This window comes from Nitrospira japonica (genome assembly GCF_900169565.1).
Taxonomy (GTDB): domain Bacteria; phylum Nitrospirota; class Nitrospiria; order Nitrospirales; family Nitrospiraceae; genus Nitrospira_C; species Nitrospira_C japonica_A.
The window spans coordinates 3976620-3991305 of the sequence record NZ_LT828648.1 but is presented as its reverse complement, the minus strand read 5'-3'; the positions used below and the strand labels follow the sequence as shown (position 1 = coordinate 3991305).

The 14686-nt window shown below is 54.5% G+C and carries 18 protein-coding genes; 16 read left to right on the top strand and 2 right to left on the bottom strand.

The annotated features are described in order from the left end of the window. Window positions 1-25: 25 nt before the first annotated feature. The 13 genes from panD (at window position 26) to glgA (ending at window position 11340) form a co-directional block, all read left to right on the top strand. A complete protein-coding gene (gene panD, locus NSJP_RS18685) occupies window positions 26-382 on the top strand; it encodes an aspartate 1-decarboxylase (protein ID WP_080888379.1) in 357 nt (118 codons plus the stop codon). Window positions 383-457: 75 nt separating this feature from the next. Then, window positions 458-1924 carry an Asp-tRNA(Asn)/Glu-tRNA(Gln) amidotransferase subunit GatA gene (gatA, locus tag NSJP_RS18680; protein WP_080888378.1) on the top strand — a complete coding sequence of 489 codons (1467 nt, stop codon included), beginning with the start codon at window positions 458-460 and terminating at the stop codon, window positions 1922-1924. Between the two features lie 24 nt (window positions 1925-1948). Beyond that, complete coding sequence (locus NSJP_RS18675) at window positions 1949-2356, top strand: DUF948 domain-containing protein (protein ID WP_080888377.1); 408 nt, start codon at window positions 1949-1951, stop codon at window positions 2354-2356. Then, window positions 2346-2657: a YtxH domain-containing protein gene (locus tag NSJP_RS18670; RefSeq protein WP_080888376.1), complete on the top strand. Its 312-nt coding sequence runs from the start codon at window positions 2346-2348 to the stop codon at window positions 2655-2657. Before NSJP_RS18675 ends, NSJP_RS18670 begins: the two co-directional genes overlap by 11 nt. 7 nt (window positions 2658-2664) lie before the next feature. Continuing rightward, window positions 2665-4101, top strand: a complete 1437-nt coding sequence (gene gatB, locus NSJP_RS18665; protein ID WP_080888375.1) for an Asp-tRNA(Asn)/Glu-tRNA(Gln) amidotransferase subunit GatB — start codon at window positions 2665-2667, stop codon at window positions 4099-4101. 42 nt (window positions 4102-4143) lie between these two features. Continuing rightward, complete coding sequence (gene eno, locus NSJP_RS18660) at window positions 4144-5430, top strand: phosphopyruvate hydratase (RefSeq protein WP_080888374.1); 1287 nt, start codon at window positions 4144-4146, stop codon at window positions 5428-5430. Window positions 5431-5439: 9 nt separating this feature from the next. After that, window positions 5440-5790 carry an FtsB family cell division protein gene (locus tag NSJP_RS18655; RefSeq protein WP_080888373.1) on the top strand — a complete coding sequence of 117 codons (351 nt, stop codon included), beginning with the start codon at window positions 5440-5442 and terminating at the stop codon, window positions 5788-5790. Between the two features lie 4 nt (window positions 5791-5794). Beyond that, on the top strand, window positions 5795-6679 hold the full coding sequence (gene era, locus NSJP_RS18650; RefSeq protein WP_080888372.1) for a GTPase Era: 885 nt from the start codon (window positions 5795-5797) through the stop codon (window positions 6677-6679). A gap of 9 nt (window positions 6680-6688) precedes the next feature. After that, a complete protein-coding gene (mgtE, locus tag NSJP_RS18645) occupies window positions 6689-8149 on the top strand; it encodes a magnesium transporter (protein ID WP_231989437.1) in 1461 nt (486 codons plus the stop codon). 57 nt (window positions 8150-8206) lie between these two features. Then, on the top strand, window positions 8207-8959 hold the full coding sequence (gene recO / locus NSJP_RS18640) for a DNA repair protein RecO (RefSeq protein ID WP_080888371.1): 753 nt from the start codon (window positions 8207-8209) through the stop codon (window positions 8957-8959). Further along, a complete protein-coding gene (locus NSJP_RS18635) occupies window positions 8898-9347 on the top strand; it encodes a DUF971 domain-containing protein (RefSeq protein WP_331714043.1) in 450 nt (149 codons plus the stop codon). The genes recO and NSJP_RS18635 overlap by 62 nt, the downstream gene beginning before the upstream one ends. A gap of 113 nt (window positions 9348-9460) precedes the next feature. Then, window positions 9461-9802: a hypothetical protein gene (locus NSJP_RS18630; RefSeq protein ID WP_080888369.1), complete on the top strand. Its 342-nt coding sequence runs from the start codon at window positions 9461-9463 to the stop codon at window positions 9800-9802. A gap of 23 nt (window positions 9803-9825) precedes the next feature. Beyond that, on the top strand, window positions 9826-11340 hold the full coding sequence (glgA, locus tag NSJP_RS18625) for a glycogen synthase GlgA (RefSeq protein WP_155970492.1): 1515 nt from the start codon (window positions 9826-9828) through the stop codon (window positions 11338-11340). Between the two features lie 10 nt (window positions 11341-11350). On the opposite strand, the gene NSJP_RS19425 is transcribed toward glgA, so the two are convergent. Continuing rightward, window positions 11351-11833 (bottom strand): hypothetical protein, encoded by a 483-nt coding sequence (locus NSJP_RS19425; protein ID WP_155970489.1) that lies wholly within the window; start codon window positions 11831-11833, stop codon window positions 11351-11353. Window positions 11834-11990: 157 nt separating this feature from the next. Continuing rightward, window positions 11991-12596: a response regulator transcription factor gene (locus NSJP_RS18615; protein ID WP_080888366.1), complete on the bottom strand. Its 606-nt coding sequence runs from the start codon at window positions 12594-12596 to the stop codon at window positions 11991-11993. Window positions 12597-12966: 370 nt separating this feature from the next. Here NSJP_RS18615 and NSJP_RS18610 point away from each other — a divergent pair, with 370 nt between their 5' ends. The 3 genes from NSJP_RS18610 (at window position 12967) to NSJP_RS18600 (ending at window position 14657) form a co-directional block, all read left to right on the top strand. Continuing rightward, window positions 12967-13314, top strand: a complete 348-nt coding sequence (locus NSJP_RS18610; RefSeq protein WP_080888365.1) for a PilZ domain-containing protein — start codon at window positions 12967-12969, stop codon at window positions 13312-13314. Window positions 13315-13359: 45 nt separating this feature from the next. Then, on the top strand, window positions 13360-13863 hold the full coding sequence (gene nusG, locus NSJP_RS18605; RefSeq protein WP_080888364.1) for a transcription termination/antitermination protein NusG: 504 nt from the start codon (window positions 13360-13362) through the stop codon (window positions 13861-13863). A gap of 113 nt (window positions 13864-13976) precedes the next feature. Further along, complete coding sequence (locus tag NSJP_RS18600; protein WP_080888363.1) at window positions 13977-14657, top strand: polysaccharide biosynthesis/export family protein; 681 nt, start codon at window positions 13977-13979, stop codon at window positions 14655-14657. Window positions 14658-14686 lie beyond the last annotated feature (29 nt).

Genomic DNA, 14686 nt, shown 5'->3' with positions numbered 1-14686 from the left:
TTCTTATCGAAAGGTTGAGGCGTTCATGTTCCGACAAATGCTACGGTCGAAAATCCATCGTGTGACGGTTACCGGCACGCATCTGGAGTACGAAGGCAGCCTGACGATCGATCAGGATCTGATGGAAGCCGCGGCCATTCTTCCGTATGAGGCGATCATCTGCTCGAATATGAATAACGGCGAGCGCTTCATGACGTACGCGATTGCCGGCAAGCGGGGCAGCGGAGACATCGTGCTCAACGGTCCGACCGCACGCAAGGCGGCGGTCGGCGATCAGATCATCATCTTTTGTTACGAATACTATGCCGAAGAAGAGATCAAGAAGCACGCGCCGATCATCGTGCGTGTCAATGACAAAAACCGGATAGTGAGCAAAGGATGACGCCGCCGGATGTGCCCGCGCGGGGCGAGCGGGCAGAAACACGTGGAGTGTCGCGAGTATTCCCGGGGATAAGTGATGTCGATTCATAAGCTGTCACTGTGTGATTTGCAAAAGAAGTTCACGGCGGGGGAAGTGACCGCCGTCGAAATCGTGCGCGCCTATTCATTACGGATCAGCCAGGTGGAACAGAAGGTCAAAGCCTATGTGACGAGGACCACCGAGTCAGCGTTGGCGCGGGCGGCGGCATTGGACGAGAAGCTCAAGACCTGGCGCCATACCAAGCCGATGATGGGCATGCCTCTGGCGATCAAGGACAACATCTGCACGTCCGGCGTTCCGACGACCTGCTCCTCGCGCATGCTCAAGGAGTTCGTTCCGCCCTACGACGCGACGGTGGCCGCGAAGCTTCAAGATCAAGAATATCTGTTGCTGGGAAAGACCAATCTTGATGAATTCGCGATGGGATCCTCGACCGAGAATTCGGCCTTCGGGCCCAGTCGAAACCCGTGGGACCTGCAGTGCGTGCCGGGCGGGTCGAGCGGTGGATCGGCCGCCGCCGTCGCCGCCGATGAGTGCGTGGCTGCGCTGGGATCGGATACCGGCGGATCGATCCGACAGCCTGCGGCGTTCTGCGGAGTGGTTGGCATGAAGCCCACCTACGGGAGGGTCTCGCGCTACGGGCTTGTCGCCTTCGCGTCCTCTCTGGACCAGATCGGTCCGATCACGAAAACCGTCGCCGACGCCGCGTATCTTCTCGGTGCCATTGCCGGGCATGATCCGATGGATTCCACTTCCGCCGACCTTCCGGTGCCGGATTACATGAAGGCATTGAGGAAAAGGGATCTCAAAAAGCTCAAGGTGGGCGTGCCCGTAGAGTTCTTCGGGGAGGGACTCGATCCGGAAGTCGAGCAGGCCGTCAGAGCCGCCATCGACGAACTCAAGAATCTGGGGGCCGACATCAAGGAGATTCAACTTCCGCGGACCGACGCGGCGGTCGCAGTGTACTACGTGATCGCGACGGCGGAAGCCAGTTCCAATCTGGCAAGATTCGACGGCGTCAAGTTCGGCTTGAGAGCCAAGGAGACCAAGGATCTTCTTGATCTATATATGAAAACGCGACAGGAAGGCTTCGGACCGGAGGTGAAACGACGGATCATGCTGGGTACCTATGCTCTGAGTTCCGGGTACTACGAGGCGTATTACGGAAAAGCTCAGGCGGTGCAGACGCTGATTCGCCAGGATTTTTCCGAGGCATTCAAGGAGGTGGACTTGATCGTCACGCCCGTGACCCCCACTCCGGCGTTCAAGCTCGGGGCAAAAGCCGAAGATCCGCTGCAGATGTACCTGTCCGACATTTTCACCATATCGGTCAACCTGGCCGGCTTGCCGGCCATCGCTTTGCCCTGTGGATTCAGCAAGACTCGTCTGCCGATCGGCCTGCAAATCATCGGGCGTGCCTTTGAAGAAGAGACGATGCTTCGAGCGGCCCACGCCTATGAGCAGTCGACTCAATGGCACGAGAGGAAGCCCGTCGTTCGCTAGATCCAAGAGCCGGAGGCTCAGAGCATGAATGCCGTCGAAATTGCCGCGATCCTGATCGCCGTCGCCTTTGCCGTTCTGGTCGGATACCTGGTGCCGCTGTTGATACAAATACGCAAGACGGTCGCCGAGTCGGAGCAATTGCTCTCCAAAATGAACACGGATATGCCGGCACTCGTATCGGAATTGCGGGCGATGAGCCAGAACCTCAACGATCTTGCCGAGCAGGCGCGCGGTGGGGTGGAGCATGCCGCGGTACTCTTGCACGCGGTCGGTGAAGTCGGAGAATCGGTTCAACAAGTTCACAACGTCGTTCGAGGATCGAGCGGCGGGCTCCTGACCAATGTGGCAAGCGTGGTGGCGGGATTGAAGGCCGCGACGCAGGTCGTGCGGGAGCGATACCGGAGGGAAGGAGAACCACACAATGGCGGATAATCACGGATCGGCGGCTGGCGTGGTGTTGGCGTTTCTCAGCGGGGCGGCGTTGGGAGCGGTGGCGGGGTTGCTGCTGGCGCCTCGATCTGGTCGTGATTCACGGGAATTATTACGCGGCTATGCCAGACAGGCGGAGGACAGCTTGCGTGATCTTGCCGGTCAGGCCGGTGAAACGCTTGAGGGCGCGATCGATCAGGGGAAGGAATTCGTCGAATCCAAGAAATCCGTGTTGCGGGAGGCGTTCGAAGCGGGACGGGAAGCGGTGAAGCGCGAGCGCGATCGGGTTCGGGGAGAAGGATGACGCACGCGTGACCTACGAAGTCGTCATCGGCGTCGAAGTTCACGCCCAGCTGCGGACCAAATCCAAGATGTTCTGCGGGTGCGGGACGACCTTCGGTCTGTCGCCGAACAGTCAGACCTGCCCCGTCTGCTTGGGGCTGCCTGGTTCCTTGCCGGTGATCAACAAGGCCGCGGTTGAAATGGCCGTGCGCGCCGGATTGGCGCTGAATTGCACCGTCGCCCGCGCAAACCGGTTCGCCCGGAAGAATTATTTCTACCCGGATCTGCCGAAAGGTTACCAGATATCCCAATATGAGGCGCCGATCTGTGAACAGGGATGGATCGACATCGCCACGGGCGACGGCCGGAAACGGATCCGTATCCGGAGAGCTCATCTCGAAGAGGATGCCGGAAAGAGCGTGCATGAATCGGCTTCAGCCGGCAGCCGGGTGGATTTGAACCGGGCCGGGACTCCGCTGCTCGAAATCGTCACGGAGCCGGACATGCGATCGTCGGAAGAAGTCGTCGCCTATTTGAAGGGGCTTCGGGATATTTTGATGTATCTCGAAATCTGCGACGGGAACATGGAGGAAGGCAGTTTCCGTTGCGAGCCCAATCTATCGATCCGTCCCCTCGGACAACAGGAGTTCGGCACGAAAGTCGAATTGAAGAACATCAATTCGTTCAAGTATGTCAAAGACGCGATCGAATACGAGGTAAAGCGGCAGGCCAAAGTTTTGCAGGACGGCGGTGCCATCCGGCAGGAGACGCGCTTGTGGAATTTGGATCGCGGGGAGACCGCGGTCATGCGGAGCAAAGAAGAAGCGCATGACTATCGATATTTCCCCGATCCGGACCTGGTGCCGCTGAAGCTGGACCCTCAATGGATTGAAGATTTTCGCGACAGCGTACCGGAACTGCCGGCGGCCCGTGCAGGCCGTTTCGTCAACCAGTATGGTCTGCCCGAGTATGACGCGGGCCTTCTTACTGCTTCCAAGGCCATGGCTGATTATTTCGAGGCGTGCGTGGGCCTCTTTCCTCATCCGAAGACGGTCAGCAATTGGGTGATGGGTGAGCTTACCAGGGAATTGAACACCGCGGGCGTGGATGTCGACTCGTCGGCGGTCTCTCCGGAGCGACTCGTCGGTCTGCTGGCAATGGTCGACCGGGGGACGGTCAGTTTGAAAGTCGCCCGGGAGATCTTCCCCGAGTTGTACCAGAGCGGAAAATCCGCGGAGGACATCGTCCGCGACAAAGGGCTGACGCAGGTGTCCGACGAGGGGGTTCTGGAATCGCTTGTCACGGAGGTGCTGGCGAAGAATCCAGGGCAGGTGGCCCAGTTCAAGGAAGGCAAACATCAAGTGCTGGGGTTCCTGGTCGGCCAAGTGATGAAAGCCAGCGGCGGGAAGGCAAATCCCGGAAAGGTGAACGAGCTACTCAAAAGCAAAATAGGCGATTCTCGGTGACATGAGCGACGTGAACCATGATGTGGACGGGAGCATGTGATTATGAGCGCGATTAAGGAGATTCGAGGCAGGCAGATCATCGATTCCCGAGGCAATCCAACTGTTGAGGCGGAGGTGGTGTTGGAAAGCGGCGCGCGCGGGCGGGCGGCCGTGCCTTCGGGAGCATCCACGGGTGAGAAAGAAGCGATTGAACTGCGGGACGGCGACAAGAAGCGATGGCTCGGCAAGGGAGTGTCGAAGGCCGTGGCCAACATCAGTAAGTCCATTGCGCCTGAACTGTTGGGGATGGAAGCATTCGACCAAGCCGGCCTCGATCAGACGATGATCGGGCTCGATGGAACGAAGACCAAGGGCAAGTTGGGAGCGAACGCGATTCTTGGCGTATCGTTGGCTGTCGCAAAGGCGGCTGCCGCGGAAACAGGTCAACCGCTCTATCGATATCTGGGGGGCACAAATGCGCGGGTGCTTCCCGTGCCACTGATGAATATCATCAATGGCGGAGCCCATGCCGACAATCGTTTGGACTTGCAGGAGTTCATGATCGTTCCGGTCGGAGCCGAGCATTTTCACGAAGCACTCAGGATGGCTACGGAAGTGTTCCATTCGCTCAAGGCGCTGTTGAAGAAGAAGGGACTGAGTACGGCGGTGGGAGACGAGGGTGGCTTTGCGCCGGACCTCCAATCCAATGAAGAGGCATTGGCGCTGATCATTCAAGCGATCGAAGAGGCCGGCTATCAACCCGGCCAGGAAGTCGCGTTGGCCTTGGATTGTGCGGCCAGCGAATTGTACGACAAGAACCGCTACGTACTCGAGGCAGAAAAGAACCGGGAGCGATCTTCGGAGGAGATGATCAATTATTACGGAAAATTGCTGGATCGATATCCGATCCTTTCGATCGAAGACGGTCTCAGCGAAGTGGACTGGAAAGGATGGAAAATGCTCACCGACAAGCTGGGAAGCCGTGTTCAGCTGGTGGGCGATGACATTTTCGTGACCAACGTGGAAATCTTCTCCAAGGGCATCAAGGAAGGGATCGGGAATTCGATTTTAATCAAACTGAACCAGATCGGAACCCTGACTGAGACGCTCGAAGCCATCGAATTGGCAAAACGGTCCGGCTACACGGCGATCATCTCCCATCGTTCCGGGGAGACGGAGGACACGATTATTGCGGACGTGGCGGTTGCGACGAACAGCGGATTGATCAAAACAGGCTCGCTGTCGAGGACCGATCGGGTTGCGAAGTACAACCAACTACTGCGCATCGAGGAAGAATTAGGAGCGGCAGCGGTATATCGGGGCCGAGACGCCATGCCGGGCAGGCAGTAACGATCGTACATGCTCATTAAGCAGAACAGAGGCAAACAGTGGCTCGACTGGCAGCGACGGCTTATCACTGGCGCACAGTATGCCGGTCTGGGGGCATGCCTGCTGCTTCTGCTGGCTTTGTGTTTTGGAGAGATGGGGTTGCCGCGTTATTTTTCCATGAAGAACCATGCCCAGCAGCTGGAGACGGAGATTCTCGATCTCCAACGGGGAGTTGCGGGGTTGCGCAGTGATATCGATCGTCTTGAGCATGACCCGCTGAAGATCGAGCAACTGGCCCGCGAGCAACTCGGGTATGTGCGCAAGGGAGAAACCGTCTATCAATTGTACCCGGAAGCCACTCAAGATCGATCGAGACCATGACGCCATGAAATTCGGGACAGTGGTCATCGTTGGGCGTTCAAATGTGGGGAAATCCACACTGCTCAATCGGCTTCTCAAAGAAAAGATCGCGATCGTCTCGGAAAAGCCCCAGACGACCAGGACAAGAATCCTTGGCGTGGTTCATGCCCCCGGTGCGCAGGTGGCGTTCCTGGACACTCCAGGCATCCATCGGCCTGAGCATTTGCTGAATCGCCGGATGGTTCGGACGACCCTGGACACGCTCGAGGAAGCCGATTTGTTCTTCGTGCTCATGGATGCCACGAGCCTTCCTGGTCCCGGTGACTTGTCCGTGCTGGAGCACGTCAAGGCCGCCATTCAGAAACAGGCCAGGCCGGTGATGTTGGTTTTGAACAAGATCGATCGGGTAAATAAGATGAAGTTATTGCCCGTGATCGACACCTATGCCCGGCTGTACCCGTGGACCGAAGTCGTTCCGGTCTCGGCCGAAACCGGGGCGAATGTCGAACGCTTGCTCGACGTGACAGTGGCTCATCTGCCGATGGGAGATGCCGCCTACGATGAGGACACGATCACCGACCAGTCCATGCGGACGTTGGCTGCGGAGATGATCCGGGAGAAGCTGCTGCGGCAGACGTATGAAGAAGTGCCGCATTCGATCGCGGTCGAAATCGACCAGTTCGTCGAGGAGGGGAAGAAAGCACGAATCAGCGCTTCGGTTCTGGTCGAACGCGAGTCTCACAAGGCCATCATCATCGGCAAGCATGGGGAACGGCTGAAGGTCGTGGGCACAGAGGCTCGGATCGAAATGGAACGGGTATTCGGCATGAAGGTGTTTCTGGAACTGTGGGTGAAAGTGCGAGAAGCCTGGCGGGAAGACGAGCACGCGCTGAGCGAATTAGGGTACTGAGAACGCGATATGCATCAGACGGATAAGCTCACAGAAAGCCGCCAGACAGAGTCGCGGCATCGCGTAGGAGATCGAGATCTTCTACGCGATGCGTTACGGGATCAGGCGGATCGAGGTCAGACGAAGTCCGACATCGTCTTGTTGTCCGTGCAGAGGCTGCTCCGGCGTGGAGCGATCACCAATCTTGCAAAGATGCTGGGACGGATGCATCCGGCCGATGTCGCCAAGGTCATCGTGCATCTGTCTTCTCCGAAGGAAAAGCGCGAAGTCTTCGAGTTGGTCAGAGGAGACTCGAAACGCGGACAAGTTCTGAGCGAGCTCGACACCGACAGTATCACCCAGGTGTTGGCGGATCTGCTGCAATCGGACATCGCATGGTTGATCAAAGATTTGGGTCCGGATGATGTCGCCTATATTCTCGGCGTGCTGCCCGAAGAACGTGCGAAAGAAATTCTTTCGCTCATGCGAACCGAGGATTCGACGGAAGTCGCCGACATCCTGAAGTATCCGAAGGACACGGCCGGCGGTATCATGACGACCGAGTTCTTTGCGCTGTCGGAGGATGCAACGGCACAGGATGCCATCCGGCGTCTTCAAGAGGCGACCGATGCAGAAATGGTGTTTTACATTTACGTTACGGCCAAAGATGAGCGGTTGGTCGGCGTGCTCTCCCTGCGGCAGTTGTTGACGGTTCCTCCCTCGACACCATTGAAAAATATCGCAACGCGGGACGTGATCAGCGTATCGGTCGACATGGATCAGGAAGAAGTGGCGCGTCAGGTGGCGAGCTATAACCTACTGGCCATTCCGGTTGTGGACAAGGAAGGTATTCTGGTCGGGATTATTACCGTGGACGACGTCGTGGACGTCATCCGAGAGGAAGCGACCGAGGATATGTTGAAGATGGCGGGCGCGGTGCAAGAAGAAGCCGTGTCGAAGTCCTCGAGTCTTTCTGCAGCAAAAGTCCGGTTGCCGTGGCTGTTTACCAATCTTGTGGGAAGTCTGCTGTCCGGAGCAATCTTGTGGGAGTTTCGATATACGATTCAGGATGTCGTGGCGATCGTGAGCTTTATTCCGGTCATAGCGGCCATGGGCGGGAATGTCGGCTTGCAGTCCTCAACGCTGATCATTCGAGGACTGGCGACCGGCGTAGTGGAATTGACCGACGTCTGGTCGGTCTTTGTGAGAGAAGTCAAGATCGGACTGCTGATGGGCGTGGCGTGTGGAATGATTCTTTCTCTAGTCGGCTGGATTTGGCACCAGGGCTTTTTGGGCATGGTCGTCGGCGTGTCGCTTATTACCGCCTTTCTGGTGTCCACCAGTATGGCGACGTTCATGCCCATTTTTCTGAAGCGAATGGGCGTGGATCCGGCCGTGGCAGCCGGCCCTTTCGTGACGACTGCCAATGACATTACCGGAATCACCATCTATCTTACCCTTGCCACGGTGTTCATGGAGTATCTCCGATAGCGGAGCCCAGCGCAGAGGATTGAATGGTGATTCCCGATTTCCAAAGACCCGGATTGCATGCCACTCATTAAAACCGCCGCGGTCACGCTGAGGAGTCGAAAGTGGGGCGAGGCGGATCGTATCGTCACGTTCTATACGAGAGCTGCCGGAAAGGTTCGCGGCGTTGCCCGAGGAGCTCGTCGACCGAAGAGCCGGCTGGGAGCGACGCTTGAACCGCTTACAATTTGCGAGTTAAATCTGTTCGAAAAGTCTGGCGATTCGCTCTATCGGGTCTCACAGGCTGATATGGTCGAACCGTTTGTGTGTTTCAGAGAAGACCTGACGTTAATGGCCGCGGCGGCCAGAATGGCCAATGTCGTTACCGCCATTACGCCGGATGGAGACCCTGATCCGCAGCTCTTTGAGACGCTCGAACAGGGGTTATACTCGCTTGCTGTAAGCGAAGATCCTGCACTGACGGCATTGCTGTTCCAGATTCGATTGCTCGGGCTTACGGGGTTCCGTCCACAGACAGATCACTGCTCGGCTTGCGGACGAGGACGAACGATTCCAGAATCGCAATTTTCTCCCGTTTCCGGAGGGTTGGTCTGCGCGGCATGCGCGACGCGACAACAATTTCATTGTGTGCCCCTTTCACGAGGAAGCTTGGCATTCCTCCAGCAAGCGCTTCGATTCGCTCCCGCAGTAATCACCAGATTAAAGGCAAGCGGTCAGGTCAGATCAGAGGTCGAGGAAGCTATCGAAGGTTATGTCACGGTTGTCGTCGGAAAACGACTCCCTCCTGTTGATTTCCTTTCACAGCCCGTCTGAGAAGCACGCTCACGGAGGCAGGCAAGATACTATGGCGGAAATAGTGCTCGAACCCAAGGACATGTCTTGGATCGACAAAGGTGTGTTGGGTATAGAATGGAACGACGGACATCGAGGGGTGTATCCCGTTCGATATCTGCGCCAACAATGTCCCTGTGCAGCTTGCGTGGACGAATGGACGGGGGAACGAAGGCTGAAGGCAGACGAAGTGCCGCTCTTGATCATGTTGCAGGACATTGAGTCGGTCGGGCGATACGCGCTCCAATTCAAATGGAGCGATGGACACGATACTGGTATTTATTCCTATCAGTTGCTGAGACGGCTCTGTCAATGTGACCTTTGTCAGCCAATCAAACCGACTCAACCTCGAAGCCGGAAGTTATTGTGAGATATTCTCTATACTGGCGGAGAGCGCTGATTATTTGCTTGTTCGGCATATTTGCGGGCTGCAGCGGTATCCCGCCTTTGGCTGAACAGGAGCAGCATATCAAGAATAATGAGATGCCTCTTCACCAACTGACGCCTCGGGCGTTTGCCGGGGTCTGGGGCGTGCCACCCTATCAACGGGTGGAATTTATGCAGTTTTTTATCATGAAAGATGGATCGTTCGTACCGCGGTCTCGTGTGGCTCTCGGAGAAGCTCCGAAAGGGTGGGATGCCGGAGTTGAGGCCGGCGAGGCCTTATTCTTGGTCTATCCAGATCGCGGCTGGCTCTTGGTCTTCCTTGATGAGCGCTTGGTATACAAGGAGGCACTGACGGCGGCACAGCTGCATACGTTGGGACGAGATTGGAAGATGGAAGACCGGTACCGGTCTCGGCTTGAAAGCCCCGCTTCCCACTAGCCAGGGATTTTTGCAGGCTTGTCGTGAACCAATCTCGTCCGCTGAATATCGTCATGGCCGCGTCCGAGGCCGTTCCCTATGCCAAGACAGGAGGGCTGGCCGATGTCGCAGGAGCATTACCGTCTGAGCTGGCCAAACTGGGTCACAACGTCATCCTCGTCTTGCCTCGATATCCCAGCCTAGACGATTCCGGGCGAACCTTCCGTGTGCTCGAACGCATTCCAATGTACACATCTCTTGGTGCGAGCGAGGCCACGATCGAAGAAGATGTCGTCTCCACGCCCGGACAGCTACCGGTACGAGTCTGGGCGTTACGCTACGACGAATTTTTCGGCCGCTCAGGCCTCTATCAAGCCCAAGGGAAAGACTTCGACGACAACCTCGCACGATTCGCTTGGTTTTCTCGAGGGGTGATTGAGGTAATCCGCTACCTTCATCGTCAGAAGCGTTGGCAAACAGACATCCTACATCTTCATGATTGGCAGACCGCGCTGTGTGCCGTGTACCTCAAGACACTCGACAGTGCCAGGCCAGAGGTTCAGACGATCAAGACGGTGCTCACGCTGCACAATGTGGGATATCAAGGAATCTTTCCGTCAGAGAAATTCTGGCAGACGGGCCTTCCGCAACCCTTGTTTAGGCAAGAAGGCCTCGAATTTTACGGATCAGTGAATTTGCTAAAGGGTGGCATACTCTTCGCTGATCGATTGACGACCGTGAGTCCTACCTACGCTCGGGAAATCCTCACGCCGGAATTTGGTTTCGGATTGCAAGGAGTGCTACAGGCTAGGCGAGAAAAGTTACAGGGAATCATCAACGGAATCGACGTCGATGTGTGGAATCCTGAAACCGACCCGGCACTTCCTACCCGATATTCAGCTGACAAACCAACCGGTAAGGTTCAGTGCAAGCGGGCACTTCAGAAAGAGTTTGGATTGCCCAGTGAAGATGTGCCGCTCCTTGCAGTCATTGCTCGTCTCACCTCGCAAAAAGGGCTCGATTTGGTTGAGGAGGCCATCCCTAGGCTCATGAGTCTGGGTTTGCAGTTGGTGGTGTTAGGAACTGGAGATCCCGTACATGAATCAAATCTCGCAAAAATACGAGATCAATTTTCAAGCCGAATGGGATTGCGCATAGGATTTGACGAAGCACTCGCTCATCAAATCGAAGGCGGGGCCGATATATTTCTTATGCCTTCTCGGTACGAGCCCTGTGGGCTGAGTCAACTGTACAGCTTGCGGTATGGAACAGTACCCATTGTAACCAAGACGGGTGGGCTCGTAGATACTGTATTGCCTTTAGGCAGCGATGGCAAGAACTCAGATACAGCGACGGGTTTTCATCTCTTGGCGCCAACGGCTGATGCGTTGGTCGACGCCGTGCGTGAAGCGATTATTGCGTATGCACGACCGGCGCTGTGGAGCAATATGGTTCAGAGAGGCATGAAGACCGACGTATCATGGGCACGAAGCGCACGATCCTATGAAGAGCTGTTTATCAGTTTGCTAAATGCAACTGATCAAGATAGGGGAACTTGAAGCGGAGTTCTCAGTGATGAAGGGAAACCGTAATGGCAGGATTATCGAGATTCAAAAGCGCAGCCTTCGCTTGCAGAGAATAGTAGGCATACTCGGCCTGAGGTCTGTACTCCAAAACGCTTTCGAAAAGCGATCTAGCCATTTCGATATGGCCGACTTGAGCAGCTGCCTGGCCCGCGCGCAACGAACATGAGGCAGCCATCGCCTTTACATCAACAGCTAGACGAGCGGAAGGGGCAGACACAAGTCGTTCAATCTTAATAGGCAGAGGTATCACAAATCCATCAAGCGAACGTGAATGACTTGCTGCGGTTCTCAAAATTTGAGCATCATGGCTCATCTGGTCGAGCGTGTCCCCAGTATTGCAATGGGAATAAGTTTTCCAGAGGGCTGAAAAGCTTGTGCCTTCTCCATCTTTAACGTGGTTCTGCGTCTGACAACCCGTCAGTGTCAAGACAGAAAGGCCGAGGAGAATTAAGAATGCTTTCTTCATACCATGTATGGAAATGCAATCAGCGGGCCGAGAATTTATGAGGCGTAACTCATTGTAAACAAGACATTAATCTAATTCACTCGGATTGCGAGTGTCGCATAGATCGCGCACCGTTACATATTTGATACACCATATAGTGGTTTGGGCTGAAGCCGATCTAGGAATTAAAAATCTGAACGAGGATCCCTGTGCGGGTAGTGGCATTCGTCTTTCTCATGATGTGTTTAATATGTTCCTTGACTGTCTGTTCGGTTATTTGGAGAGCATTTGCAATTTCCTTATTTGTCCAGCCTTTTGCAAGGTGCTCAACGACGGCCTGTTCCCGATTCGTTAATTGAAACTTCTCTTTGGCTTGATCCGTATTCAGTTGTTGTCGCCGTCCTAATTCTTCCAGGGTCACCACTAACCTTGCAAACTGAACTCCTCCCCGGTCGGGCAATCCGAATCCACGGAGAAGAACCGGTTGCTCAGGGTTTCCGGTCACGCGCTTAATCTCAAATTGCTCCCAGTCTTTTGCCTCAGTACGAACATGAAGTGCCTTGACAATTTCTCCGCAAAGCTCGGTCAATACAGAGGGAAGTACACCGTGGGCAGGCCGAGAACTATTTCCTCCATGTTCGGCAAGATTAATCTGTCTTGCCAATTCCGAAGCCTGACGATTCATATGTAACAGCTGCATGGATGCGGACAGCACTACGATGCCGGGACCAGCGCGCTGGTCAGCAAGTGTTTCAGAACTACCTGGTGCCGGTGATTCACTCATGTGCGAGGAAGCCTTCGAGGAACCCTACAATATAATGCCAATGCTAGACAATCGGATGATTTCTGTTAATCTACGTAAACGGTACTAATCTTTTAATAAGACCACAGTATGGAAACTTTACCTAACCCTTTTGGGGGAGTCAACACCCACCTTAAGGGAACCGTGGCATACAAGTTCGGTATTGTTCGTTCCTCAATCGATTTCTATACTCCTCCTATCTGTAATCTCCCTAATCGGAGCTCATTTTCTGCTGTCACGCAGTTCACAGGAGTTCGGCTTTTGAAGCGCTGGACTTCCCCCGATAAAGGGAAAGTGGCCGGACAGCAATGAGTTAGATGTCCCATGAAAGGCATGCACGAAAGGGGGAGTCGTGGCACACAATGAGTGGGAATGGCCGATTACCGTGGATTTTCAAAAACATAATGAGAGAGTGGCATTATTGAGGCCAATTCCATACGAGATTACGGCTGCAGCTAAGGATCCAGCTCCCTCAACCCGCCAAGGAAAAGCCCTATCTGTCAATATCAGCAATGGCGGAATGCTCTTGTTGATGGATCATCCTCCAGCCATTGAACAGGTATTAAAAGTGTATGTGCCGACACCAACAGCCGTTGCAGACACTCCTACCTTGGCTGAGGTGCGCTGGACTAGAAAACTGCCGTTTAGCCACTCCAATGGATTCGGCCCATATTTTGTAGGGCTGAAGTTTATGTTTTGATCAGAACAGCCATTATTTGGTGAAGGCCAAGGAAGGATCATCTGAATGGAGAAGTGGTACGCCATCATGGCGAAACCAAAGCAGGAATATACGACGACTTCAGTCCTGCGGCAGGTAGGAATTGACACGTATTATCCAGAGATCAGAGAAGTCTTTAACATTCGAGGTCAGCGACGGACTCGACCAGCTGGACTCTTCCCTGGTTATTTTTTCGCCAAGTTTGATTATGACAGGCAATATCGGATTGTATCGTACTGTCGAGGAGTTCGAAAGATAGTGATGTTTGGCTCCTTTCCAGCAGAAGTCGAGTCTTCTTTGCTAGACGAGATCAAAATTCGACTGGAACGGACGCATACGATCCACTTGCCCAGTTTCAAGCCTGGTGAAATTGTACAGATCAATCACGGTCCGTTGGCAGGAATTAAAGGCATATTTGGCTCTTCTTTGCCGAGTAAGGAACGGGTTGTGGTCCTCCTTCGGACTCTTCTCTATCAAAGTCGAGCAGTCATACAGCTTTCGGATATCGAAAAATTTCCCGAAGCTGTATAAGTATAGTGAGAGACGGGTCTGTTATTTGAGTTGGTTTCAAGTGAGAGAGGTGTATCCTCAAGGGCGGTAGCCTGCCTTGATGCCGACAATTATGTTCTTATGAGGTCATAAACATGCGGAAGACAAATGTACTTGGAGTGTACGCGGTGCTACTAACACTACTGACTGGTATGTCAGTCGTTTCAGCACAAGAGGTTGATCCCAAGAAGCATGGTGCGGCTTCCACTAAAGCAGCGGCACCTGGCGCTGCCGAAAAATCACTCCTAATAGTCACGCCGGAATATATTATAGGTCCTGAAGACGTTTTGGAGATTACCGTCTGGAAGAACGCAGATCTGTCAAAGCAAGTCCAGGTGAGGCCAGATGGAAGAATTTCGCTTCCTCTCTTGGGAGATATCTCCGCAGTCGCAAAGACACCCACTCAATTGACCGAGGAGATTTCGACAGGACTCAGGGCCTACATGGAAAATCCCACGATTTCCATCATGATAAAGGATGTACAGAGCTATAACATTTACGTTTTGGGCGAAGTTAACAAGCCAGGAAAGTTTCCCCTGAAGAGCAAGACCACCTTACTGCAAGGCATTACTGTTGCTGGCGGGTTCACGCCCATGGCGGCCCGAAACAAGATTGTGGTGTTCCGGTTTACGAAGGACGGCGAAGGGCAGACCAAGCTCAAGGCGAGCTACGACGACATTGTTGTACGAGATGGGTCCAGTCAAAACATCGAATTGAAGCCAGGTGATCAGATCGTCGTCCCATCCGAGACCATGGTGGTGCTGCCGAGTCGGTAGAAGCTGAACTAAGATCGCGCGACGAGCGC